Origin of the sequence: Evansella tamaricis (assembly GCF_019042215.1) — a bacterium.
Taxonomy (GTDB): Bacteria; Bacillota; Bacilli; order Bacillales; family Salisediminibacteriaceae; genus Evansella; species Evansella tamaricis.
In genome coordinates, this window is the sequence record NZ_JAHQCS010000145.1 from 1 (window position 1) to 25,482 (window position 25,482).

Here is a 25,482-nt window from a genome sequence, read left to right on the forward strand (position 1 = left end):
GCTTAGGGACTGTAAAAGTGGAAAAGCACCACTTTTTCAGTTCCCATGCGAGTAGGCGCTGGAGCTAGACAACTTGCCCGAAGGTGCAAAAACTTTCTTACCTTTTAAAAAAAGCTTTTGCAGTATGATTACCACAAAAGCCTTCCAAACGTAAATTAACTTTTTTTCCGTCCATCACGATCTTTTTTCTTAAATCCATCTCTATCGTTCTTTGTACGCTTCTTCGCTTTGATTTTATAGCCGCCGCCTTCTCCAGTACGTTCTTTTCGGCGCCGTTGACCACCGCCACCTCTGCCACCACGGGGTCCTCCACCACCGTCTCGTTTCGGTTTATTCTTGGATCGAACTGGTGCTTCTCCGGTAATTTTCACGGCTTTCTTACTAGGTTCCTTTGTCACCATCTGTAAAGCTGCCGAAACAAGCATAACAGGATCGTACGTTTGTAAAAGCTGCTTCGCTGCTTTTTCCAGTTCTGTATTCTTCTCCCCTTCTACTGCAGTAGTTAAATTCTCCACTGCTTCTTGATGTCTGCCCGTTAAAGCATCATCATACGTAGGCCGGGGTACTTGTTTCATTTTTTGCTTAGTGCTTTGTTCAATATAATTTAAATGATCTTTTTCCTTAGGTGTTGAAAAACTGTAAGAAATTCCCTTTTTCCCGGCTCGCCCAGTTCGACCTATACGATGGACATAACTTTCCGCATCTTGAGGGAGGTCAAAATTAATGACGTGAGTCACATTATTGACATCCAAGCCACGGGCAGCTACATCTGTTGCCACCATAACATCTATCGCTCCACGTTTGAATTTACGTATAACCTGATCACGTCGTTCTTGTTTCAAGTCTCCGTGTAATCCATCTACAGCAAATCCTCTAATACTCAACGATTCCGTTAATTCATCCACCCGTCGTTTCGTACGTCCAAATATAATAGCAAGCTCAGGTGTCTCCATGTCGAGTAAATTACAAAGTGTATCAAACTTCTCTTTTTCCGGGAGGATAATATACCGTTGTTCGATGTTTTCTACTGTCAGTTGCTTCGCCTTTACCGTCACAGAAACTGGACTTCGCATAAAACGATCGGCAATAGTTTTTAATTTAGGAGGCATAGTAGCTGAAAACATCAGCATTCTTCGTTCCTTCGGTACTTCCTGAAGAATCGTTTCAATATCCTCAATAAATCCCATACTTAACATTTCATCCGCTTCGTCCAAAACCACGATATTTAAATATTCAGGACGTATTGTTTTTCTTCTCATGTGATCCATATAACGTCCCGGTGTTGCCACAATGATTTGTGGATGCCTTTTCAAAGCAGAAATTTGCCTAGAAATATCTTGTCCACCATAAATCGGCAGTGCACGGACCCCTTTGAATTTCCCTAGCTTATTCAGTTCCTCCGCTACTTGAATTGCAAGTTCACGGGTAGGGGTTAATACAAGTGCTTGAGGATGCTTTTCATCCAATGTAACCTGTTCTATACATGGAATTCCAAATGCTACGGTCTTCCCCGTTCCAGTTTGTGCCTGACCGATTATGTCCTGCCCATCTTTACTTAATGGGATAACCTGTTCTTGTATCGGGGTTGCTTCCTCAAATCCCATTGAATCAATAGCACGGAGTATCGATTGTTCAATATTTAACTCATTAAATAGTGCCAATGTACTTTCTCCTTTACATAAATAATTATTTATATTGAATTGATTGATTTAAAACTGTCTTTCCTTAGTATTTATCCAATAAAAAGAACCTATTCTCTATAACACGGAATAAGCTCAGCTCTTGATGTCCTATTTCGTAACAGATTATATCTGTCAGGTGAAAAACCTGTTTTAAACCAACTAACATACTGTACCACATTTTTCCTCTTAGTGCGAATCAATTTATATTATATCGGTAACAAACACGAAGTAAAAGGACAACAGAGATAACCTCCATTGTCCTTTTACCAGTTTTAATCAACCACTTATGTTGTTAATAACGTCATTTGTTTATATATCGAGCAATTCCTCAATATCTTCTTTTGTTAATGACGATATCATTTTTTCCCCTGGCTGAATCACGCGATCTAACAGCTCCCGTTTTTGTTCTTGAAGCTTATGAATTTTTTCCTCAATTGTTCCCGTAGTGATTAACTTCGTTACTTGAACAACATTTTTTTGGCCAAAACGATAAACACGGTCTGCTGCCTGTTCTTCTACTGCAGGGTTCCACCAAGAGTCAAATAGGATAACGGTGTCTCCCCCTGTTAAATTCAATCCGGTTCCACCTGCCTTTAATGAGATGAGAAACAATTCCTTCTCCCCATTATTAAAGCGATCGGCCAATTCAATCCGCTCCTTTGAAGGTGTTGAACCATCCAAATAGTGATACTTCCAGCTATAATTTTCCAACTGATTTCGAATTAAGCTGAGCATCTGTGTAAATTGGCTAAAAAGTACCACTCTTCTTCCAGATGCAATAGCCTCCTCCAAATATTCAAACAATCGGTCCATTTTTCCAGAACCACCTTCATAATCTTTCATAAATAAACGTGGGTGACAGCAAATTTGACGAAGTCTTGTCAAGCCTGCAAGTATTTTCATCCGATTCTCCTGGAAAGCGTCTCCATTAATTGCTGCCTTCGCATCATCTTGAATTAATCTTAATTGCGCTAAATAAGTTCGCTTTTGTTGATCCGTTAACTCCGTATATTGGACAGATTCCATTTTCTCAGGAAGTTCTGTTAGAACATCCTTCTTTAGTCGCCTTAATACAAATGGTCTAATCCGTTTAGCTACTTTTTCTTGATCCAACTCCTTAAAAGAAGATTTGTTCTTGAATAACCCCGGTAAAACAAGATCAAAGATGGAGTAGAGCTCATTCAATGAATTCTCAATTGGAGTTCCGCTGAGGGCAAAAGACTGTTTCGCCCTAATACCTTTCACTGCTTTGGATGTCTTCGTCCAATCATTCTTCACATATTGTGCTTCATCAAGGATCAAAGTGGAGAATTCACGTTCCACATACATCTCTAAATCTCGCCGTAATAATGGATAAGATGTGATCCAGATTTCCTTAGATTCTGCCTCCCCAAATGCCAGTTGACGTTCCTGGACAGAACCACTAATTACAACAGAAGAGAGGTCTGGTGCAAAACGTTCGATTTCCTTTTGCCAATTGTATACTAAACTGGATGGACAAATGATTAACGTTTTTCCAAAATCCTTCCCTTCCTTAGACAGTATTGATTTTTTTGCCACTAAATACGTGATCATCTGAAGGGTCTTCCCTAAACCCATATCATCGGCAAGTACTCCCCCAAAACCATAGTGGGATAGTGACATGAGCCACTGAAATCCAATTTTCTGATAATCACGGAGGATTGGATCTAATGTTTGGGGGATTTGTGCCTCTACTTCTTCAGGATGTAAAATTCGCTCCACAAGTTCTCGAAAAGCCTTCCCTTTTTTAATCGACATCCCATTGTCTTCTGCTAAATGAAATGCTTTCAGTAGGGGGATATTGACATGATGTTGTGCTGATGCTTCCATCTCCAGATCTTCGAGTATCCCTTTCATTTCCTGAAATTCGGTGTCCTGTAAGTTAACAAAGGAACCTGTTTCAAGACGATAATATTTTTTATTTTCCAAGAGAGCCTTAAGAACCTCATCAATTTCAGTTTCATCGATCCCTTCCATTTTAAATGCCACATCTAAAAGGTTTAAACGTTCATTGGTATCCACTTGAATCGTTGGTCGTTCCGTTGGTTCGTATAACAACCCTTTTACTTGAGACGTGGCAAAAACATCGATCCATTGGGAAAGTTGAGGAAGGACATCCATTACAAAATCAAGAATGTCATCAAACTCTTCCAAATATAATTCCTTTCCATTGTACTTAAAAGGGACTTTTTCCACATGGGAAAGTAAAAATAATTCTTTTTCCACGTCCCTTACTGTTACCTTTCCGTTATATGGCTGAGAAGTTTCAAAGGGGGAGTATTGTTCCTCACCATATTGAAACAGAAGTTCAGCAGTGAGGCGCTCTCCTTGATAATCTACATAGAGCTTACCTTTTAAAGGGGCAATATGGATTTTTTCCCGGATACTTTCCTTCACATCCACTTCCCCTATATTCTTTAACTGAGGTAAAACAAGGGACGAAAAGTTCTCCAATTGGTCCTGTGTAATCGTAACTTCTGCAGGATGATAATCGGTTAAATGTGTCATTAATAAGTTTATGGATTCCCCTTGATCGCGCTCTAATTCATAAAAAGTTCCCCTGTGAAAAATAACTTGATAATCCGTGCCAAAAAAAGATATTTCCTCTTCGTTGTCCCATTTAAAATGGAATTGCCCCTTATGACGTACAGAATCTTCCATTGTAAATTTTAGCGGCAATTTCCCATGAACAAAATCAAATCCAATATATTCAAACCCATGGACTTCCACTATAACTTTTCGGTCTCGAAGTTCTTCCAGCAGTTCTAAAACTGTAGGAGCGGGTATATCTACTGAGCGACTATCTTCACTATAGTTTTTTCTGGTAAAAAACGGATCTTTCCGATGTTCGTCCTTTAAATGATAGAGACGCCACAGCCAGGATAAAATAGCTTTATCTTCTTCGGAAAACACATAATCAGATGGATCATACGTGAATAGTTTTGCAAACTTCAATGTGCGTTCCTCGTGATAACAGCGGAGAAATTCCTTTAAATCCCGTACCACATAGAGACGTTTCGGGCCTACTTTCAGTTCCAGTTCAATAGACCCTGTAAGATGCCTATAAATCTTAGGAAAAAGTTTGATCCTATATTCAATCTGAAGTACTTCCCTTTCCTGGTAGGTCTCTTGTTTTTTCATATAGATTTGCTGAAAAGAAGAGATCAATTCCGTCGTTTTACGCTCTTCTATAAAGCCCACATTATGAATCTGACGCTCTCTCTTTCCTTCTATTCTAACTTCGGCTTGTTTTTCCTGTAGAGAAAAATGAGATTTGCCACTTTCCTCCCTTTCTTCCTCTTGTTGAATACGCTGCTTTAACTCAAATAATGTAGCAACCACATGCTTACAAATCCCTGGGTATTTGCCAAATGCGGGACATGTACAAGAAAAGCCATCTAATTGTTTATCTTTCCCCACCTGCAACTTCACATTATATGGCTCCGAACCATCCACTCGAGCCTGATAAATGTCCTCTTCTACATTCCAATGAATATCTTTTACATCTCCCCTGTAGAAATAATTTTTTCCACGACGGAGAATCATTTCACTACAAAGATTTTTTATTTCAAATTCGGAAATTTGATTTATTTTCATGCAGATCACCCTACTCCCAAAAGTGCCTTAAATTCATTTCATTATCGATAATCGATATATTTTTGCTTATCCACCAAATATCAGAGAATTCCCTTCCACTAACAGGCAGATTATTAATCCATTCTTCCATTGTAACAAGATTTGTATTCGATATTGAAAGAATTCACCTTCTTTTTTATGTTTTTATTCTGAAACTTATTAATCAATAACACGTATTTATGTTTAATGGCATTTTCAGCATAAAAATGAAACAAACCACTTTTTTAATTTGTCAGTAAATAAGCATTGATGAGAGGAGATTATAATGGCTAAGACCGTTCAGATAGTTATATATTCATTTATTCTATTTAGTATGATCGGTTGTTCTCAAGAAACTAGTAAGGAGTTACTAGAATTTGAAGATCCAAACTTAGAGGCAGTGATTGAAGAAGCGGTTAACAGGGAAGGAGAGGGAGTTTACGAGAAAAATGTGGACTCTATTACAGAACTAAATGCTTCCAACCGTTCCATCAGTAGCCTAGAAGGGATTCACTACCTCCATTCTTTGCAAGAACTTGACCTTGAAGGAAACGATATCATTGACTTAGCTCCATTACTGTCTTTAGAAGAATTATTAAAATTAAATATTAAAAATAATCCTATTTCAACCGCAACGGCAAGTACCTCCGAAATAATCAATGGTCTTATTGAAAAAGGTGTGCAAGTGTCTTATGATGATCCATCTTCTGCTGCCGCAAGATCAATCCCTCCACCCAAAGGGATCTTCTACAAAGTAGAAAATGACTCTAATACGGTTTACCTATTTGGGTCCATTCACGTGGGCTTTAAGGACCTCTATCCACTTCACGATTCCATTGAGACGGCATTTGAGAATGCAGATTTTTTAGCCGTAGAGTTGGATATAACGGATATTGATGAGATGGAAGTAGCTCAACATATGTTGGAATATGGGATGTATCGCGATGGGCAAACTCTTCAAGATGTTATTGGGGAGAATTCTTTCGATACACTGTTGGGTCTAGTCACTAATTTCGGAATTAATGATGAGATTCTGAATATGTTAAGACCTTGGGCCGCAATGGATCTGTTGACTTCCATCGTTGTGGAAGAAGCGGGATATTCAGCAGAATACGGGGTAGATATGTACTTTATTGAAAGGGCCAGTGGAAAAATGGACGTGATCCCACTGGAAACATTGGAAGACCAATTGGCAACTTATCTTATCCTTTCAGATGAAACACAGGCAGAAGAACTTATCTATACCCTTGAACATTTCGATGACCAGATTCAAGAATTACAGAATTTAATGAGCATTTGGCAGGATGGAGATGCGGATGCTATTTTGGAACTTCGTTATTTAGATGAAGATGCCAGTGAGGAATACCAAGAGTATATGAGTGCGTTGGGAGACAACCGGGACGAAAAGATGACGGAGAAAATTGAGGAGTTTCTCCTCAAGGATTCCAATGAAACTTTATTCGTCGTCGTTGGTGCGATGCACCTCGTTGGAGAGAAAAGTATTGTAGGCCTTTTGCTGGACCTTGGATATGAAGTGGAAGCAGGTATCCAATAAGAAAAGCGCAAGCGCCTATGGTCACGGACGTAGGGCAGTGGAGGAATGACAACCTGAAGTCCGCTCTTTGACTTCAGTTGTCACTTCCGAAGTGCCCCGTAGTGTTTTGAAAATTACGAAAATATCCAATTTACAAATATTGAAGCTATCCTTACCGGAAATCTGTATAATTATTCTTATATAAAATTTAAGGGTGTGTTGATTATGGGAAAACCTGAGCAACTATTAAAAGACATGAAAGAATCAATAGCTAAAGTGTTGGTGGGAAAAGAAGAAGTTACAGAATTGGTTATGATCTCCTTACTCAGTCGTGGAAATATCTTATTAGAAGACGTTCCAGGAACAGGAAAAACCATGTTGGCAAAGTCTATTGCAAGGTCAATTGATGCAACATTCCGAAGAATTCAATTCACACCAGATGTTTTACCTAGTGATGTAACTGGAATTCAGTTTTTTAACCCAAAGGAAAAGTCCTTTGAAATGCGGCCAGGACCAGTAATGACAAACATTCTGCTTGCTGATGAAATTAATCGCGCTACCCCAAGAACACAATCGAGTTTATTAGAAGTTATGGAAGAAGGTCAAGTTACCATCGATGGGGAAACCCTCCCATTACCAAAACCGTTTATCGTCATTGCCACACAAAATCCAGTGGAGTCACAGCAGGGGACTTTCTCCCTCCCGGAAGCTCAGATGGACCGTTTCTTAATGCAAATTAAAGTTGGGTATCCAACGTTAGAAGAAGAGCAAATGATGATACACATGTATAAGCAGGAACACCCATTCGAAACGTTAAGTCCTATTGTATCTTTAAAAGAAATAGAAGAGATGCAAGGGGAAATTGGTAGTATTCAGTTATCCAGTGACGTACAGACTTACTTATTATCTCTCATTCGGGAAACAAGGGAATCAAAGCAAATAGAAGTTGGTGTGAGTCCTAGGGGAACTATTGCTTTTATGAGAAGTGTCCAAGCAAGAGCCTATTTACATGGGAGGGACTTTGTTACTCCAGAAGATGTAAAACAATTAGCTCCATATGTACTATGCCACCGACTTGTTTTAAGTATTGATTCTTCCCTTAAATATACTAAGGAAGAAGTGTTACAAACTATTTTGCAAGAACTGGAAGTCCCAGTGGAAGCAGGGGCTGTTGAAAAATGATTCAGTGGAGAAAAGAAGTAAAGTTTACAAAAAGGTACTATGTATTAACATACCTTATTCCTCTTTTTATTTTCCTTTCGCTAATCACCAATGAAGTTCTTTTGTTTAGTTTAACAGTCTTGTTTATCCTTGTAGTTAGCTTAAATACGTTGTATCTATCCTATGTGTCCAAACGGGTAGCAATCCCTGGAGAAATGATTACGAAACGGTTATTCACTAATGATCAGGCAGTTTTAAAAGTGCCATTTGAGAACAGAGGACGAATACCCATATTCCGAATAAAAGCGTCCCTATTTCTTTACGATACAGATCATTCTATCGAGGTAATTGAATCAGAGAACTTCGACCGGTATTATGCCAATTATGAACATCCATTTTCCATTCCTCCATTTACAAAAAGAAATGTGGTAATGAATATGAAAGCTACAAAAAGGGGGACTGCGGAACTCCGGACAATCGAAGTGGATATCTATGACTTGTTTTTATTTGGCCATATAAAATTGACATATGAGGGACCTTATCGGGGAGAGGCAGTAGTATATCCTACACCTCAGCCCATCAAAGGGCTTGAAAAAGTTATTCAACATGAAAAGGGAAATCATTCACAACCCTATTCATTGTATGAAGATGTCATGATGACACGTGGGAACAGGGAGTATGGACCTGGTGATCCTTTTAATAGAATTAATTGGAAAGCGTCCGCCCGGACAGATTATTTACAAACAAAAGTTTATGAAAAAGTAACTGTATCCAAGTGGACGATCGTTCTGAATATAAAAAGCGAGAACCCCATGAATCCAACTATTGAAAATTTAGAATCAGTGTTAAGTCAAGTAGCTTATGCCTGCCATTTTGCAACAACACAGCATATCTCCTATGAATTATATGTCAATCTAAGGATTCCTGGTTCTTCGGTAGGAATACACCTCCCTTTAGGGGAAGGGAAAAATCATCTGGGAAAAACATTAGAACTGCTGGCAAGAATAAGAAAGTCAAATATTACAATTCCTGTAGAGAATATGCTCCATCATGTTACTAAAAATCAGATCCACCAACCATATATCATTCATTTTGGGGCAAACGGCACTACCATTGAACAGGAATATGCCAAAGTAAAAAGTGCTGGAGGGACGGTATATTTTGTTACAAGTGAGGACGACACTGCTTACCTCAGTAAAATAGGGGGGCATACTCATGAAAAAATGGCAAATTGAAGGGATACGCTGGACGCAGTTTAGCATGGAGATGATGTTATTATATATCCTTTTATTTCCTATTTATGTTACAGAAGAACGGTTTCCACCTTCGTACCCTTTTATAACCATCGTCTTACTTGGGGCAATAATATTTAGCGTCATTTTTAAACGAGTACAAAAGAAATGGATTAGTGCTATTGTTATTCCCATTCTTGTATTAATCGGTACTTTTTTAGAATTTCCTATTCTCCTCGCTTCCTTTTTATCGATTATTATTTTTTGGCGTGTAGCGGTAAACTTGGAACAGGGGGATCGGACAAGTGAGATCTCTATCTTCTTTTTCACTTTAGGGTTAGGACTAGTCTATTACTTTTGGTTACATTCCTTTGATGGGAGATATTTACTGATTGTTTTTATTTTCCTCCAGTTTCTATTAACTTTATCTTTAAAAACCATTTCCGTGGCATTGCAGTCCTCTTTAAATGATGAGCAAAAGTACTCTCAACTTAAATGGATGTTGGGCGGGATTGTAACAGTAAGTTTTGCTTCTGTTTTAATCGGTTTCGCATACCCGTTTCTAAAGAGTACCTTTTTATTAGGTTTACAAGGCATAGCGTATGTTCTGAACTTTATCGCGGCTCCAATATTAATCTTTTTCGATAATCTTGACCTATCATTATCCTCCGAGGAGGGAATGGTACTTGAGGTAGATAGTACGTTCTACGACCAGGATTTAGTAGAAGGTTATTCTTTTACAGACTCTACTGTAGCAGGTTATATTTTCGCTGTGATTCTACTCGTTGTCATGGCATATATGATTTATCGGAGAACACACAAGTATAAGAAAACAGAACATACACAAACCATTATCGAAGATTATTCTCTTGAGACAGTTAGGAAATCCACTCCTTTCACCAATTTGAGGAAACGATTTGCATCAAAAAATGAGGTCCGCCATTTATTTTATGATATGGAAATAAAACTGGCCAAAATGGGAATGGGAAGAGGCTACAACGAAACGGTGGATGATTGGTTATTAAGATTACCTGTAGAAGATTCTTTAAAGGATACGATCCAATCTACTTATGAAAAAATAAGATATGGTAATGGGCGTCTAGAAAACAATGAGCTTGCAGTTTATAAAAAAGCCATAAAACAAGTAAAAAAACAACTAAGAGAGCTAAAAGCTAGCGGATCATAGTATCCGCCAGCTTTTTTATTGTTCCCCTATACCCTCATAAAGGTTTCTCACACTTTTACCAATATATAATAGACTAAGGTGCATCGGTATAATACTCATAACCCATGTAATGGAATTCGCCTTAACCAATCTCCAATGATAAAAGAGTACATCCACCAGTAATAAGCATCCAGCTATCAACCAAGATTGCTTCCTCTTATTTGCCATTGCATTCAGACTGTACATTATTGAGACACCAATACTGTAGAGTGGTGCAATAATAAAATGCTCCTGCCAGTTATTTTGCTTCACACCAAAGCGTAGAATTCTAAAGACTGCGAATACAAATAAACTAGTGGAATGAATCGTAATAAAAGTGAAAAATACCGAGAGTGTTCGATGAAATTTTTTCCCTTCTTTCAACCCTCTATACCAATAATCACTAATGAAAAAGTAGATAAAAGTCAATATCCCTGTATATATAGTCTTCCACCAACGATTATGATGAACTCTAAGATGTAAAAATAGCTTTTCAATACTAACAAAATAGGTTGAAAAAAAACTTTTCCAAAAGGTTCCGAGCTTAAATAGAGAGATAAATGTTGCAGTTATGGGAACATAAATGGCCTGAGAGAAAATAGCACCTGCAAGTTTATCAATAAATGGATCCTTAATGAACTTAGGAGAATAAATGTACGCATTAAAAAGATTTAGAACTACATATTCAAAGAGATAAGCTAATCCTATATTTGGAATAAGGGAAGCCATTGTACGATTTAAACCTCTTTTATAAAGAATCACAGTTAACATTAAAGAATGTATGGTTAACAAAATTAAAAATGGAGTTGACTTCCTTTTTCTCATAGCAAACAACCTCAAAAAGTAAAATTATCACTGGTTATCGTATAAGTTGCCCTTTATATAACCGTTTTTTTTCAAATGTGATACTTAATTTTTCCCCAATCTTAAGCAGTCTATCCACTTCAAACTCCGTGACAATTGAAACAACAGTCCCTTCTGCTCCTGCCCTTCCTGTTCTCCCGGCGCGATGAATGTACTGCTCCTCATCCTTCGGCACTTCCAGTTGAACGACATGCGTCAGTCCTTTTACATCTAATCCTCTAGAAGCCACATCCGTCGCTAACAACAATGAAGTTTTACCGTCGCGAAATTGTTGTATTGCTGTTTCTCGCTCTTGTTTTGTCGTATCTCGGTGAAGAACTCCTACGTTAACGCCGTCGTATTCTAGTTTTGCAGCTAACGAAGATAATTCATTAATGTTATTAGAAAACGTTAACAGACGATAAGGACCCGTGTTCATTAACTTTTTTAAGGTGGTGATCTTATCCCTTTCCTCACAAACAATATATACATGGTCGATTGATGCTGGCAGCTTTTCGTCCACTTGTGCTTTAATGACCTCTGGATCATTCATCCTCGCCTTCGCTTTTTCTTCCACTTCTTCGCCAACGGTGGCGGAAAAAACAAGTACCTGCTTGTCCCTCATGGTTGCTTTAAGAATTTGATCGACAGCTTTCACATGCTCATTAGAAAACAATTGATCCCCTTCGTCAAAAACAACCGTTTTCACTTCATGAATCTTCAATTTTTTCATATTAATAAGTTCCACTATTCTTCCTGGAGTCCCTACAATCACTTGTGGCTTCTTCTTCAGTTTGTCTAACTGCCTTTTAACATTTGCTCCCCCTATTAGGGCTGCACGCTCAATTCCACTTCCTTCTGACCAAATACGAACTTCCTCCAAAATTTGCATGACAAGTTCACGAGAAGACGCTAAAATAAGAGTTTGGGCTTCCTTTCGATTAGGATCGATTTTAGTTAAGATAGGCAGCAAATAAGCGAGGGTTTTTCCAGTACCTGTTGGGGACTGGGCAATCACATCTTTACCCTCGAAAATAAGAGGAACAGCCTTTTCTTGTATCTCTGTGGGATTGGAAAAATTTGATTTTTGCCAACCCTCTTGTAAAAAGCCCTGAAAACTTTGTATGATAGACCATGTACTGTTCATTTTATGTATTTCTCCTTTTTTATTTAATTTATGGATTATAAAGGCTTTGCACTCCAAATTGTAGCCTACATGGGCAGGAAGAAGCAAAGGGAAGAAGCATGGGGATGGTTCCGGTGCTTCCTTGTAAATCTAAGTAAAGGATGTTGATCCTATGAGTATATTAACCGTTAAAAACTTAAGTCACGGTTTTGGTGACCGCGCCATCTTCAATAACGTCTCCTTCCGCCTCTTAAAGGGAGAACATATCGGTTTGATTGGTGCTAACGGAGAAGGTAAATCCACCTTCATGAATATTATTACCCGTCAATTAGATCCTGATGACGGGAAAATTGAATGGGCAAAAACTGTTCGTGTAGGTTTCCTTGATCAGCACACCGTATTAGCTAAAGGACAAACCATGCGTGACGTGCTTAAAAGCGCATTTCAATATTTATATGATTTAGAAGCAAATATGAATGAAATGTATGAAAAAATGGGCGATGTCACCCCAGAAGAAATGGAAAAACTTTTAGAAGAAGTAGGCGTTATTCAAGACATGCTTTCCAACAATGATTTTTACACCATCGATGCGAAAGTGGAAGAAGTGGCCCGTGGTCTAGGTTTAGATGAAATTGGTCTCGATAGGGATGTGAACGATCTAAGTGGAGGGCAACGGACGAAAATCCTCCTTGCCAAACTTCTTCTTGAAAAGCCTGATATTCTTTTGTTGGACGAGCCTACGAACTATTTAGACGAGCAACACATCGAATGGTTAAAGCGTTATTTACAAGAATATGAGAATGCCTTTATCCTAATTTCGCACGATATTCCTTTCCTTAACAGCGTGATTAACTTAATTTATCACATGGAAAATCAGGAACTTAACCGTTATGTAGGGGACTATGACCACTTCAAGCATGTTCATGAAGTAAAGAAATCACAGTTAGAAGCAGCATTCAAGAAGCAACAACAGGAAATTTCCGAGTTAAAAGACTTTGTAGCGAGAAACAAAGCCCGTGTTGCAACCCGAAACATGGCTATGTCCCGTCAGAAGAAACTAGACAAAATGGACGTCATTGAGCTAGCCAAAGAAAAACCTAAGCCAGAGTTCCATTTTAAAATGGCGCGTACGCCAAGTAAAACCGTCTTTGAAACACGTGACTTAGTTATTGGGTACAGTGAGCCATTATCACAACCGCTAAATTTACGTATGGAGCGGGGACAAAAAATTGCCCTCGTTGGTGCTAATGGTATTGGTAAGACGACATTACTACGGAGTTTACTTGGAGAAATTCCACCAATTAGTGGGAAGGTGGAGCGGGGAGAGTTCCTTGAAATTGGGTACTTCGAACAAGAAATTAAAGTAGAGAATCAAAATACGTGTATTGAAGAAGTGTGGAGTGAGTTCCCTAGCTACAACCAAGCTGAAGTTCGCGCGGCCTTAGCTAAGTGTGGACTTACGACAAAGCATATTGAAAGTAAAGTAGCCGTCTTGAGTGGTGGAGAAAAGGCAAAGGTACGTCTCTGTAAATTAATGAATAACGAAACGAATATTCTCGTATTGGACGAGCCTACGAACCACTTAGATGTAGATGCGAAAGACGAGCTAAAGCGTGCATTAAAAGCCTACACTGGAAGTATTCTGTTAATCAGCCATGAGCCAGAATTTTATAAAGAAGTAGTAACGGATATATGGAACGGTGAAAACTGGACGACGAAGATATTCTAGTTATATGTATATAGGTCTTTAAAATGGAGGCCACTGAAGAAGTTTTTTTAAACTTTTTCAGTGGCCTCCTTTAATCCAGCAGTCTTTTTCCGACGAGTAACCGCAGGCGCAACGATCGTTTACTTTCTTTATATATTATATATTTCCTTCACTATCGTTGTGTATGGTTCTGATTTTGAATTTCACACTTTAATTATTTCCCAGCCTCTTGATGTTTTATTTTCATTTTGGCCTTTCCAATTCAAAAACTTCCCCTTGCTTGGCATACTCTTTACCACCAAGTCGCGCAATCGGTCTTAACAAGCCCGAGTCTACTTTTCCATCGGTTCCAAACACATAATCATTAACATGATACTTAACCACTCGACCGATAATAAAATCCGTAATCGTGTCCCCTTCTTGGAAAGTTAAATGTTTTTCCAACGTACATTCAAAGCGCACTGGTGATTCCTTTAAACCAGGAACCTTCACCACATCACTTGCTACTTGAGTCATACCTACCTTCTCAATTTCACTTTCGTGAGGAGGTAAGTTTGCTGCCGTTTCGTTCACTGCAGCAACATTATTTTCATCCGTCAAATGTACGACGAATTCCCCTTGCTCAAGAATATTTCTTGCCGTATCCTTGTGCACCCCTGCTTTTCGACCAACGGAGATGGATAGGAGTGGCGGCTCTGCCGACACAATGTTAAAAAAACTAAATGGTGCCCCATTTAAAGTACCATCTTTCCCAAGGGATGTGACAAACGCAATAGGACGAGGCATCACTGTTGATGACAGTAATACGTAATTCTCTTTCTTTGACAATGCTTTAGGATTTATAGATTTCATGAAGTTATTACTCTCCCTTCATGTGTTTTTGATACCAAGCAGATGCATGATCCACTTCGTCTCTCGTTAACTGATGGCCCATATTTGCCCAGAATACTTCTACTTCAGCACCTGCTTTTGTTAAATCGCTCTCTAAATCCTTTGTTTCTTGCGCCGGACAAATAGGATCATTCACACCTGCTCCGATAAATACAGGCAACCCAGTTAAATCAGGGATTTCGATTCCCCTACGTGGCACCATCGGATGTAACAACACGGCCCCTTTCAGGACTTTTCCATCATGATATAAAAGACTTCCAGCGATGTTCGCACCATTGGAGTAACCCACTGCTATCACATGACCTCGATCAAATCCGTAATTTGCAGCAGCCTGGCCTATAAAGTCATTTAATTCTTTTGTGCGAAAAATTAAATCTTCCTCGTCAAATACACCTTCTGCTAGCCTGCGAAAAAATCGATTCATTCCATTTTCATCCACATTTCCTCTGACACTCAACACTGACGCATCTCCATCAATCATGCCCGCAATGGGAAGGAGATCATTTTCGTCTCCTCCAGTCCCATGAAGGAGTAATAATGTATTCCCGTTCTTTCCTTGATTAAAAATATGATTCATTTTCAAGAATAATCACCTCGTGCCTTTCTGGAATTTTTATTCCACTTTCAAAAAGTAAGTATCTATATCTTATCTCTAATTTTTTATTAGTTCAATAAATATGTCTTCTGACATACTAATGACAAGTTTTTCAGCCACCCTACTTTTACCATTTTAGAATTCGTTATCATTCAACAAAATATGTAATTTCCTTACCACAATTCGACAATTCCAAACTAAAAAAATTGCAAAAACCTTATTAGGTTCATGCAATTACCGTTTCCATTAGCTAGATAAATTTAGTTTCTTTTGCTTAAAAAAGTTCCTGATTTCTGTAGGTGTGATGCCAAGCTCCCTTGCTTCCTTTAGCAGTTTCTCCCATTCCTTCTCTTGAACTTGCATATTGGCATGCTGCATCTCTACCCAAGATCCCCCTTCCAACTCTTTACCTTCTAGGGAACCCGGCTATCATAGACAAATATATATTGCTCTTTATGTACGTTTGTCCTTAGACCCGTGGTTTTGCGCCACTATTTTTCAATAGTTTTGCCTTTTTCTAGGAGGAACTTTGTGTACACCCCTTAACACCAACTTACAAAACCTCAAAAAATGACTACATAAACCCAATTTCAACAACATTTATGGGTTATTACCTCAATCTTGAAACTATTATATGTTTCAAAGGTTAAAAATAGGTAAAATAAGTAAGGAATATGAAAAAAATTCAAAATATTTGTTAAACAACCTGAAAAATTTTTATCTTTTCCCTTAGCTATTATACTTTTGTATAATAGGCACTCGCTCTGAAGTCTGATACGATTCTGTTATTAAGTAAAATTCAGGAGGGAAGAAGAATGAGTCCAGAAACAGAAAGCAATGAAAAAGTGACAGATGCAAAAAGTGATGACACAGGTTCTCCGAAAGCAAAATCCTCATTAGGTTTAGAGGAAAATGTAGGTGGGCTATTATGCTATTTAGTAACATTTATTACTGGAATTGTATTTTACATTATGGAAAAAGAAAATGATTTTATCCGGTTCCATGCTCTTCAATCCATTATAACCTTTGGAGCAATTATGGTGTTTTTCCTAGTCCTTTCTATCATACCATTTATCGGAATTATTCTTAGTCTTCTGATATCACCGGTCTCATTAGTATTATGGATTTTCCTGATGTATAAGGCTTATAATGGCGAAAGATACAAACTACCTATCGTTGGGGATATGGTTGAGAACCAATTGAACAAATAAGGAAGATTTGTCCTCAACCATTTTGGGATCATGGGGCTGTTCCCTAGCCCCTCTCCCCTTTTGAGGATAACAGGTTATTTTTATTTGCTAAAATGATGGCTTGGGATCGATTCCTTACACCTAATTTCTCATAAATGTGCTTCAAATGAACCTTAACGGTAATGACACTAATAAAAAGATTGTTTGATATTTCACGATTTGAATTCCCTGTACATAACTCCTCAAGAACTTCTATCTCTCTTTTTGTCAATTCCTTCTTGTTCTTCATATCCCCCTGACTAATTTGGGCATTTTCCATTTTTGATTCCTCCTTGAAAATAAAATAACCGTATTGTTATCCCCAACTAATATAAATGGTTAAGGTTAAAATACGGTTAAAAAGGATATCGAATTTTCTAAATATTTGTTATACCCATATTTCAGGAGTAGTAAAACACTATTTCTAAAAATTTCTCCAGTGATTAAAAAGCATGCTGCATTAACGTTTCAGCTTTTCTTTTTATGCATTAAACTTATATCCGAAACCACGAACAGTTTGTATAAGTACTGGTTTAGATGGATTCACTTCTATCTTTCTACGGAGTTTACTAATATGTACCAATACCGTTTTTAGATCCCCATAACTGTCAATGCCCCAAATTTGATCGTATAATTGGTCTGCACTAAACACTTGGTTCGGATTATTTACAAGAAGTAACAATAATTGAAGTTCTTTTGCATAAAGGGATACTAACTTCCCATCAACAAATACTTCGTAACTATCCAAATCAATAGATAGATGCCCATAGGTCAGGACTCGCTTCTTCTTATGCTCATTAGATGCCATTAATCTGTTTCGTCTTAAATTAGCTCTAACCCTAGCTTCCAGTTCAGCAAAGTCGAAAGGCTTCGTAATATAATCGTCTCCCCCCACTTCTAACCCCTTAATTTTGTCTATGGAATCTCTCTTACTACTTAAGAACAATATTGGTACATCCGTTAATTCACGGATTTTTTCACACAGCTCAAATCCTTTCATTCCTGGTAGGACAATATCCAACAAAATCAAATGTGGCTTTTCTTTATTAACTATTTCTAAAGCCTGTAAACCATTCTCTGCAATAAACACTTCATAACCCTTTTTCCCCAAGTATAAGGAGGTTAGTTCTCGAATATCTGGATCATCCTCGACAATTAAAATTATATTTTGAACCATTGTGTTCCCCCCTATTTGAACTGCTAACAAATATCTTCTAATCTCTCCACCGTATTCATAATAAATGGTAATGTAAAATAAAATGTCGTACCTTTATTCAATTGGCTTTCTACCCAAATTCGCCCTTTATGGTATTGGACAATTTCCTTTGTGATGGCTAATCCTAACCCAGATCCACTGTCCTTAGCATATTTGGATGTAGATCCTTTGTAAAACCTTTCGAAAATATATGGTAATACATCGGGTTCGATCCCTTGACCTGTATCTTTTACTGCAATAATTACTTCCCCTTCAAAATCCCCGTCCATTTCTCTAAATTCAGGATCTAATGATTTGACGTCAATGACAATAGAAATGTTTCCACCTATAGGGGTGTATTTCAATGAATTATATATAATATTACTAAATACCTGGTCCATACGCTTGTAATCAATTAATATATCAATATCCTTAATGTTTTCCATTTTGCTATTTATTTTAGGATAATTTAACTCAATTCCCTTTTCTTCCACGTCTAATTCAAACTTCCGATATACTTGTTCAATCCATTCTGTTAGGTTTTCAGTTTTAATATTAAGTCTCATTTTCCCAGATTCAAATTTTGCTAAATCAAATAAATCTTGAGTTAGACGATCTAACATATGGATTTTATTTTCTACCAATTGTAAGTATCTTGTGTCCGATGCCTCAATTAATCCTTCCTTTATGGACTGTACATAGGAATGAAGAAATGTAATGGGCGTTCCAAGCTCATGGGATATGTTTGAAAGTAAATGTCGCCTAGACTGCTCTGTTTTGGTTAAATTAATGTTCAATTCTTTTAATTTTTCATTTATTTTCTGCAATTCCATTGTTCGTTCCTGGACTTTATCTTCCAGTGAATCGTTCAAATTTTGTAATTCTATATTCATTCGATCAAGTTCTTTTGCATGATCCCGGACACCTGTCATAGCCTTTTTTAAGTCAATTAAAGTCTTCACCCTGGAAGTTAATTCCTTTTTTTCGAATGGTTTGGTTAAATAATCATTAGCCCCTAATTCAAAGGCAGTAATTCTGTCTTCCAGTTGATTTTTGGCAGTCAACATAAGTATTGGAAGATCCGTTAATAAAAACTTTTCCCTGATTTTACGGCATACCTCATACCCCGACATTTTCGGCATCATAATATCTAGAATAAGTAAATCAAATGGGATTAAAGCTTCGATTTGATCTAGTGCATCTGCACCATTATTAACAGTTTCAACCTCATAGCCTTCTAAAGATAAATGATTAATTAATACTTGCAAATTCACGGGTTCATCATCTGCAATCAATATTCGGCCACTCCTAGTAGGCTCTTTTTTTTCCTGTATATTTTCAATAATAGAGTATTGTATTGGCAAGTCCGGATAGACACTCGCCACTTCCACTTTAGTGTTCTGACTATCTTGAAAAATAGGCAATGTAAATGTAAAGGTAGAGCCTTCTCCTTCTCTGGATGTGACGTCAATTGTACCTTCATGCAATTCTATTAATCTTTTAGTAATATTTAATCCAATTCCAGTTCCCCCATATCCTCCTGAAATGGTATGCTCACCTTGCTTAAATGGATGAAAAATGGATTCCAATTGATCTGGTGGAATGCCAATACCCGTATCTGTAACGGTTAATTTTATATAATCCTCTTCTTCCTTTGCTGAAATAGAAACATTACCCTTTTCGGTATACTTAATTCCATTTCCGATTAAATTATAGAGTATTTGCTGCAATCTATTTTCATCGGCCTTCACAGGGGGGAGCGTCGATGGGATTCGATTGTGTAGGCTTACATCCTTACCATTAGCTAAAGATTGTGACATCGTTAATACAACTTCCGCCATTTCATGCAAATAGACCTGCTTTATATTTAATTCTAAGACATCATTTTTTAATTTAGAAAAATCTAATATATCATCAAGTAAATGAGAGAGTCGTTTTCCACTCATAATGATCATGGAAAGGTTTTTCTTCATCGTCTCTGTCAGCTGACCTGCAACCCCGTCATTCATTGTTTCTGCAATTCCAATTATTCCGTTCAGGGGAGTTCTTATTTCATGGGACGTTACAGCTAAAAACTCGTCTTTCAATTTATTCGTTCTCTTTAAACTGTGGAGTGCCATCTCCTTACTTTCAATTGCCTCTTTTTCCGCTTGTGCCTTTTCAATTCGCATCGTATTAATTCTGTCTGCTAAGGCGAAGGAAAATAGTACTATTTCTACCGTTGATGATATTTGCCATGCATATTTGGTGAAAGGGTTAAGGGCAATTAAACCAGCATCACTCAAACTGGTTATAACAATCCCAACCACTAATAAGAACCATCCTAAAAGGAAAAATCGGGCAGGACGATAGCCCTGACGATAACAAAGGAAAGCAGTTATAATTACTAATGCAACAAAAAATAACAAACTTACCATGACAATGTAAAGGGCAAGTGGGTAAGAAAAGTATAATAAAACAATTAACAATAAATTAAATATAATAATTGGTGCCATCAATTTGTCTATTCTGGGAGTAAACCTTTTCATATCTAGAAAAACTTTTGCAAAAACAAGTCCAGAAATATTGGCCAAACACATGAAAAATACAATAGAACGATTATTCCACCAAACAGCGTCCGGCCAGAGGTACTGATAACTTAATCCAAGAAAGGACAACTGTGTAAGCACATTAACTAAAATGAAAATTACATAATAGATATAACTTCTGTGACGAAGGGAGAAATATAAAAATAGATTATAAATGGCCATAACTGCTGCAATCCCAAATAACAATCCCAGTAATGTATATTCCATTTGTGATTTGGCCGTAAAAGCATCTCCGTTCCATAACGTTAGAGGTAGTTGCATTGCCCCTTCTGTTTCGAACCTGAGATAGATAGTTTTTGTCTCAAACGAATCAGTACTTACTTTAAATACAAAGTTACGATGTTCCAATTCCCGTTGATGAAATGGAAAAAGATCTCCTGACTTTTTTTCAGTGAAACTTCCCTCAGTTGGTAAATAAATCGAAACATAATCCATTGTTGGATTGTCCAGTTCTAGAAGCCAGTTTTTTTCTTCAGCTGATAGATTTTTTATTTGTAACCTTCCCCAATAAACTGAAGAGGTATATCCATAGTTCGGTAAGGTTTCTTCATTGCTTATAAATTGATCAGAGAAGTTTTCCGAACTAATTTCATCAATTGTCCATTTTTTTTCTTCATCTTCAAATAAATCCATGTACATGTTTAAATCCACATTTTCAGTTTCATCCGAAACCTCCACTGTTTGTCCATGAAAGGCCGTAACTGAAAACGGACTACAAAATAGTATCAATATAATAAAGAAAGAAATGGGGATAAATATATGTACTATTCTCAAGGTAGAACACCTCTTTTAAGACAATTTCCAACCTTTGAAAATCACCTTATTAATAGTTAGATAATCCCATTATCTCTATTATTAATTTATTTTTCAATAATATCTGAATATTTCAACAAACATTAAGGAATTGGTAACGAAAGGACTACTCTATGAGAAGAAGCCTCCCAAGGAATAGTCCTTTAACACTATTTTTCTTCCCCAACAGTCATCATTACAACCTTCCCATCCTCTGTACCTGATACATACATTGAAAACTTTTTTTGTCCCTTTTCTGCGTCCACTCCGTATTCAAAATCATTCTCGTGTTCTTCGACGATGTCATAATTATTCGAGGATAAAAAGTTCTTATATAAATTGACGATTTCATCTATGCTATCTGCTTCAACAGCATAGGATAGTGTGTATCCAGAGACAGTATCATCTTCGAATTGTGTTACGAGATTTCCCACTGGAGTAAAATCCTCTGGAAGTGGAACTTCTGATGGGAATCCATCTGGGATTTCCTGATAAACTCTAAAGCTTCCTTCATCACCCTCAAAATTGAATGATTCTCCATCACTTGAGAAACTAAATGCCCCATCTTCCCCCTCAAGAGATATACTAAAGCCTCCCTCTTCAGAACCGCCAATCGTTACCGACTCACCGTCCCCCAATGGAATTTTTATTCCTTGACTGAAATTGAAGCACCCTGTTAGAAGGAGCATAGTTACGATTAAACCAAACGATACGCTAATCCATTTTCTCACTCTTTCATCACTACCTTCCCTTTAATCGGTTAATTAGCTATTAAAAATTTTATCGTTTTCAGAAAAAAATAACTATTATCCTTTCGTATAATTTATTATGCTTCTTAATGGTATAATTGAGTTTGCACCTTTCCACTCTCGAATGATCGGAGGTATTAATCATGATTACTAAAGCAAGATCCCTTTTACAACAACACTACGGATATGATTCTTTTCGCCCTGGCCAGGAAGAGATCATAAAATATATATGGGACGGGAAACGTACAATGGGGATTATGCCTACAGGAGGGGGAAAATCATTATGCTATCAAATACCTGCCTTGCTTTTTCCCGGATTAACAATCGTCATTTCCCCATTAATTTCCCTCATGAAAGATCAAGTGGATGAACTGAAATCAGTTGGAATCCCAGCGACATATATTAATAGTTCTTTGTCCATCAAAGAGGTTAATGAAAGCCTTACATCGATGAGATCAGGTAAATATAAGCTCGTTTATGTTGCACCAGAGCGTTTAGAAGCGCCATCTTTTTTAGGAGCATTAACAGGAGTTAATATCTCTTTAATCGCAGTGGATGAAGCCCATTGTCTCTCACAGTGGGGACACGACTTTCGTCCAAGCTATTTACGGATCCCTGACCTTTTGGATCAGTTGTCAAATGACCCAGCTGTGCTAGCTTTAACTGCCACTGCAACACCCTCTGTGACAAGTGACATCTGTAAGGCTTTAAACATCCATGATGAGCAAGTCGTGCAGACGGGATTTGAGAGGGAAAACTTATCATTCCATGTCATAAAAGGAATTGATCGAGATAATTATTTGAAAGATTATATACTTAGGCATCAAGAACAATCGGGAATTATCTATGCTGCAACCAGAAAAGAAGTGGACCGACTTCATTCTTTTTTTTCCACGTTGGGAGTTTCTGCAGGGAAGTACCACGGTGGCATGTCAACAGAGGACAGAAAAACAATTCAGGAACTTTTTGTTTACGATGAAATAAAAGTTATGGTCGCTACTAATGCTTTTGGTATGGGGATTAACAAATCAAATGTGAGGTTCGTCATTCATTATCAAATGCCAAGAAACATAGAAAGTTATTATCAAGAAGCGGGACGGGCAGGTCGAGACGGGGAATCTAGCGAATGTATTCTCCTCTTTTCTCCACAGGATATTCGGATACAACAATTTCTCATTGAGCAAACAGGAATGAATGAAGAGCGGAAAGAGAACGAATTCCGGAAACTACAGGCTATGACTAACTATTGTCATACTGAAAATTGTTTACAGTCATTTATATTAGACTACTTTGGTGATACACACTCAGCAAAGAAAACATGTGGAAAGTGTCATCACTGTGTGGATGAACGGGAGTCTATAGATGTTACTAGGGAAGCGCAAATGGTTTTCTCCTGCATTAAAAGAATGAGGGAAAGCTATGGCAAAACAATGGTAGCCCAAGTCCTTGTTGGGTCATCTAACAAAAAGGTGAAACAATTTTCGTTCGACCAACTAAGCACTTACGGTTTAATGAAAGAACGGACTCAAAAGGAAATTAGCCAATTTATTGATTATTTAGTAGCAAGCCAATTCCTTTCCATGAGTGACAGTGGGTATCCTGTTTTGAAGCTTACAGAAAAAGCAGCTGAGGTACTAAGGGGAGAAACACGTGTCACACGTAAAGTAGAAAAAGTGGTCGTGAAGGTTTCTAATAAACATCCGTTCTTTGGAACATTAAAAGAAGTTCGTACTAAATTAGCCAAGGAGGTTAATCTGCCACCATATATGATCTTTTCTGATAAAACATTAAATGAAATCTGCTTACATCTTCCGGATTCGAAATCTGATTTACTAAAAATAAAAGGAATCGGTGAACAAAAGGTGGAAAAGTTTGGGCAATTACTTTTGGATGCTATTTCGGAGTTTAAGGAGCAACACCCTGAATTTTTAAATACACCGAATTCTGTTTCTACTTCTAATAAAACCATTCCTGATTCCACTGGAAAAAAGGATACAAATAAAACCCCAAGTCATCTTGAATCCTTTAATCTGTTTAAGCAAGGGATGAGCATCCGAGAAATAGCCAATTCAAGAGGTATAGCAGATTCTACTGTTGAAAGTCACCTCCTTAGGGCACTTGAGGATAATTTGTCCATTGAACGTGAACGAATTATTACAGAGGAAGAGATCCAGTTGATTCGCGATACAATAACGAGTATCGGATTGGAGAATGGTTTAAAACCCCTAAAAGAAGCACTTCCTGAGGAAATAAGTTATTTTCAATTACGTTTTCTCTTAAAAACAGTGGAATTCTCCTAATTCCTAGAAAATCAGAAAAAACTCATACTTTATGAAAGGGAATGAAGTAAAAAGTATCACTTCATTCCCTCTTTAAATTTATAAGACGGAACTCCTTTTACTCCAGGTGTTATTCGAAAAAGCCCCCCAGCATATGGCTCATTTTCTAATTCCTCGGCACTTAATCCAACCCTGGCAGTCGTGATATATAATTCTTCAAGTCTACTCCCCCCAAAAGTACAGGAGGTGACATTTGTTACAGGTAAGCTTATCTCTCTTAAAATACTTCCACTGTTCGGGTCACACCTTATTACCTTTCCCCCGCCCCATAAGGCAATCCATAGCATCCCTTCTTCATCTATAGTCATTCCATCTGGAAAACCCAGTTCTTGTGATACATGCATTGCTATTTCTTTATTATCAATATCTCCTGTTTCAAGATTAAAAGTATACTTATAGACGTTTCTTGTGGGGGTATCGATAAAGTACATTACTTCCCTTTTCACATCCCATGCAAGTCCATTGGAAATGGTAACACCTTCTATCTTTTTATTAACTTCATAGTTGTTGTCAACACAATAAAGGGCACCAGATGGATTAGTTCCATCCATATCCATCGTTCCCACCCAAAACCGGCCTTTTGGATCACACTTCCCATCATTAAATCTATTATTGACCTTGGTTTCTTCCGGTTTAGCAATTAGTGTTAATTGCTGCCCCGTATCCATTGAATATATTCCGCTTTGTAATGCCACAAGAAAGCCTCCACTTTCTTTCGGAACAACTGCACCAACATACTCCCTTACCTGGATTGATTCACTACTCCGTTTTTCTGGTGAAAAAATATGTATTTCCTTTTTTACTATATCAACCCAATAAAGAACTCCCTCCTTTTCGTCCCAACATGGACCTTCCCCTAAAAGCCCTTTCCTGTCATCCATTAACACTAGATCATCCAACACAGACACCCCTTTTATAAAAGTTTTTAACAACCTTCCAAAAATTTTATATAAATTATTTTAGCATGTATAATTTACC

At 37.6% G+C, this 25,482-nt stretch carries 19 protein-coding genes and 1 riboswitch; of the genes, 7 read left to right on the top strand and 12 right to left on the bottom strand.

Annotated elements, in window-relative coordinates; genetic code table 11:
- Positions 1 to 155: 155 nt before the first annotated feature.
- Positions 156 to 1,661: a degradosome RNA helicase CshA gene (gene cshA, locus KS419_RS17810; RefSeq protein WP_217067740.1), complete on the bottom strand. Its 1,506-nt coding sequence runs from the start codon at positions 1,659 to 1,661 to the stop codon at positions 156 to 158.
- Between the two features lie 330 nt (positions 1,662 to 1,991).
- Positions 1,992 to 5,300, bottom strand: coding sequence for a DEAD/DEAH box helicase (locus KS419_RS17815; RefSeq protein WP_217067741.1), 3,309 nt, complete (start codon positions 5,298 to 5,300; stop codon positions 1,992 to 1,994).
- 304 nt (positions 5,301 to 5,604) lie between these two features.
- Between KS419_RS17815 and KS419_RS17820 the strand changes: the two genes are divergently transcribed.
- The 4 genes from KS419_RS17820 to KS419_RS17835 all read left to right on the top strand — a co-directional run bounded on the left by KS419_RS17820 (position 5,605) and on the right by KS419_RS17835 (position 10,431).
- Positions 5,605 to 6,873, top strand: coding sequence for a TraB/GumN family protein (locus tag KS419_RS17820; protein ID WP_217067742.1), 1,269 nt, complete (start codon positions 5,605 to 5,607; stop codon positions 6,871 to 6,873).
- Positions 6,874 to 7,077: 204 nt separating this feature from the next.
- Positions 7,078 to 8,034 carry an AAA family ATPase gene (locus KS419_RS17825; RefSeq protein ID WP_217067743.1) on the top strand — a complete coding sequence of 319 codons (957 nt, stop codon included), beginning with the start codon at positions 7,078 to 7,080 and terminating at the stop codon, positions 8,032 to 8,034.
- Positions 8,031 to 9,248, top strand: a complete 1,218-nt coding sequence (locus tag KS419_RS17830) for a DUF58 domain-containing protein (protein ID WP_217067744.1) — start codon at positions 8,031 to 8,033, stop codon at positions 9,246 to 9,248. The genes KS419_RS17825 and KS419_RS17830 overlap by 4 nt, the downstream gene beginning before the upstream one ends.
- A complete protein-coding gene (locus KS419_RS17835; protein ID WP_217067745.1) occupies positions 9,229 to 10,431 on the top strand; it encodes a hypothetical protein in 1,203 nt (400 codons plus the stop codon). The genes KS419_RS17830 and KS419_RS17835 overlap by 20 nt, the downstream gene beginning before the upstream one ends.
- A 15-nt stretch (positions 10,432 to 10,446) precedes the next feature.
- On the opposite strand, the gene KS419_RS17840 is transcribed toward KS419_RS17835, so the two are convergent.
- A complete protein-coding gene (locus tag KS419_RS17840; protein WP_217067746.1) occupies positions 10,447 to 11,274 on the bottom strand; it encodes a hypothetical protein in 828 nt (275 codons plus the stop codon).
- Positions 11,275 to 11,308: 34 nt separating this feature from the next.
- Positions 11,309 to 12,439, bottom strand: a complete 1,131-nt coding sequence (locus tag KS419_RS17845) for a DEAD/DEAH box helicase (RefSeq protein WP_217067747.1) — start codon at positions 12,437 to 12,439, stop codon at positions 11,309 to 11,311.
- A 151-nt stretch (positions 12,440 to 12,590) separates the two neighbouring features.
- Between KS419_RS17845 and KS419_RS17850 the strand changes: the two genes are divergently transcribed.
- Entirely contained in the window at positions 12,591 to 14,147 is a 1,557-nt protein-coding gene (locus tag KS419_RS17850) for an ABC-F family ATP-binding cassette domain-containing protein (protein WP_217067748.1), read from the top strand.
- Between the two features lie 222 nt (positions 14,148 to 14,369).
- Here KS419_RS17850 and KS419_RS17855 read toward each other — a convergent pair whose 3' ends face one another.
- From KS419_RS17855 to KS419_RS17865, 3 genes are all read right to left on the bottom strand, one after another.
- The gene (locus KS419_RS17855) at positions 14,370 to 14,978 is read right to left on the bottom strand and encodes a flavin reductase family protein (RefSeq protein ID WP_217067749.1); all 609 of its coding nucleotides are present in this window, start codon (positions 14,976 to 14,978) and stop codon (positions 14,370 to 14,372) included.
- Between the two features lie 7 nt (positions 14,979 to 14,985).
- Positions 14,986 to 15,594 carry an alpha/beta hydrolase gene (locus tag KS419_RS17860; RefSeq protein WP_217067791.1) on the bottom strand — a complete coding sequence of 203 codons (609 nt, stop codon included), beginning with the start codon at positions 15,592 to 15,594 and terminating at the stop codon, positions 14,986 to 14,988.
- 264 nt (positions 15,595 to 15,858) lie between these two features.
- On the bottom strand, positions 15,859 to 16,014 hold the full coding sequence (locus KS419_RS17865) for an anti-repressor SinI family protein (RefSeq protein WP_217067750.1): 156 nt from the start codon (positions 16,012 to 16,014) through the stop codon (positions 15,859 to 15,861).
- Positions 16,015 to 16,025: 11 nt separating this feature from the next.
- Positions 16,026 to 16,134, bottom strand: a riboswitch (cyclic di-GMP riboswitch).
- 293 nt (positions 16,135 to 16,427) lie between these two features.
- Between KS419_RS17865 and KS419_RS17870 the strand changes: the two genes are divergently transcribed.
- Positions 16,428 to 16,823 (top strand): DUF4870 domain-containing protein, encoded by a 396-nt coding sequence (locus KS419_RS17870; protein ID WP_217067751.1) that lies wholly within the window; start codon positions 16,428 to 16,430, stop codon positions 16,821 to 16,823.
- A 43-nt stretch (positions 16,824 to 16,866) separates the two neighbouring features.
- Here the strand turns inward: KS419_RS17870 and KS419_RS17875 are convergent, their stop codons facing one another.
- The 4 genes from KS419_RS17875 to KS419_RS17890 form a co-directional block, all read right to left on the bottom strand.
- Positions 16,867 to 17,121, bottom strand: coding sequence for a response regulator transcription factor (locus KS419_RS17875; protein WP_217067752.1), 255 nt, complete (start codon positions 17,119 to 17,121; stop codon positions 16,867 to 16,869).
- Positions 17,122 to 17,322: 201 nt separating this feature from the next.
- The gene (locus tag KS419_RS17880; protein ID WP_217067753.1) at positions 17,323 to 18,018 is read right to left on the bottom strand and encodes a response regulator transcription factor; all 696 of its coding nucleotides are present in this window, start codon (positions 18,016 to 18,018) and stop codon (positions 17,323 to 17,325) included.
- 23 nt (positions 18,019 to 18,041) lie between these two features.
- Positions 18,042 to 21,398, bottom strand: a complete 3,357-nt coding sequence (locus tag KS419_RS17885; RefSeq protein WP_217067754.1) for an ATP-binding protein — start codon at positions 21,396 to 21,398, stop codon at positions 18,042 to 18,044.
- A 188-nt stretch (positions 21,399 to 21,586) separates the two neighbouring features.
- Positions 21,587 to 22,147, bottom strand: coding sequence for a hypothetical protein (locus KS419_RS17890; protein ID WP_217067755.1), 561 nt, complete (start codon positions 22,145 to 22,147; stop codon positions 21,587 to 21,589).
- Positions 22,148 to 22,308: 161 nt separating this feature from the next.
- Here KS419_RS17890 and recQ point away from each other — a divergent pair, with 161 nt between their 5' ends.
- Entirely contained in the window at positions 22,309 to 24,465 is a 2,157-nt protein-coding gene (recQ, locus tag KS419_RS17895) for a DNA helicase RecQ (RefSeq protein WP_217067756.1), read from the top strand.
- Between the two features lie 56 nt (positions 24,466 to 24,521).
- Here the strand turns inward: recQ and KS419_RS17900 are convergent, their stop codons facing one another.
- On the bottom strand, positions 24,522 to 25,406 hold the full coding sequence (locus KS419_RS17900) for an SMP-30/gluconolactonase/LRE family protein (RefSeq protein WP_343215086.1): 885 nt from the start codon (positions 25,404 to 25,406) through the stop codon (positions 24,522 to 24,524).
- Between the last annotated feature and the right edge of the window lie 76 nt (positions 25,407 to 25,482).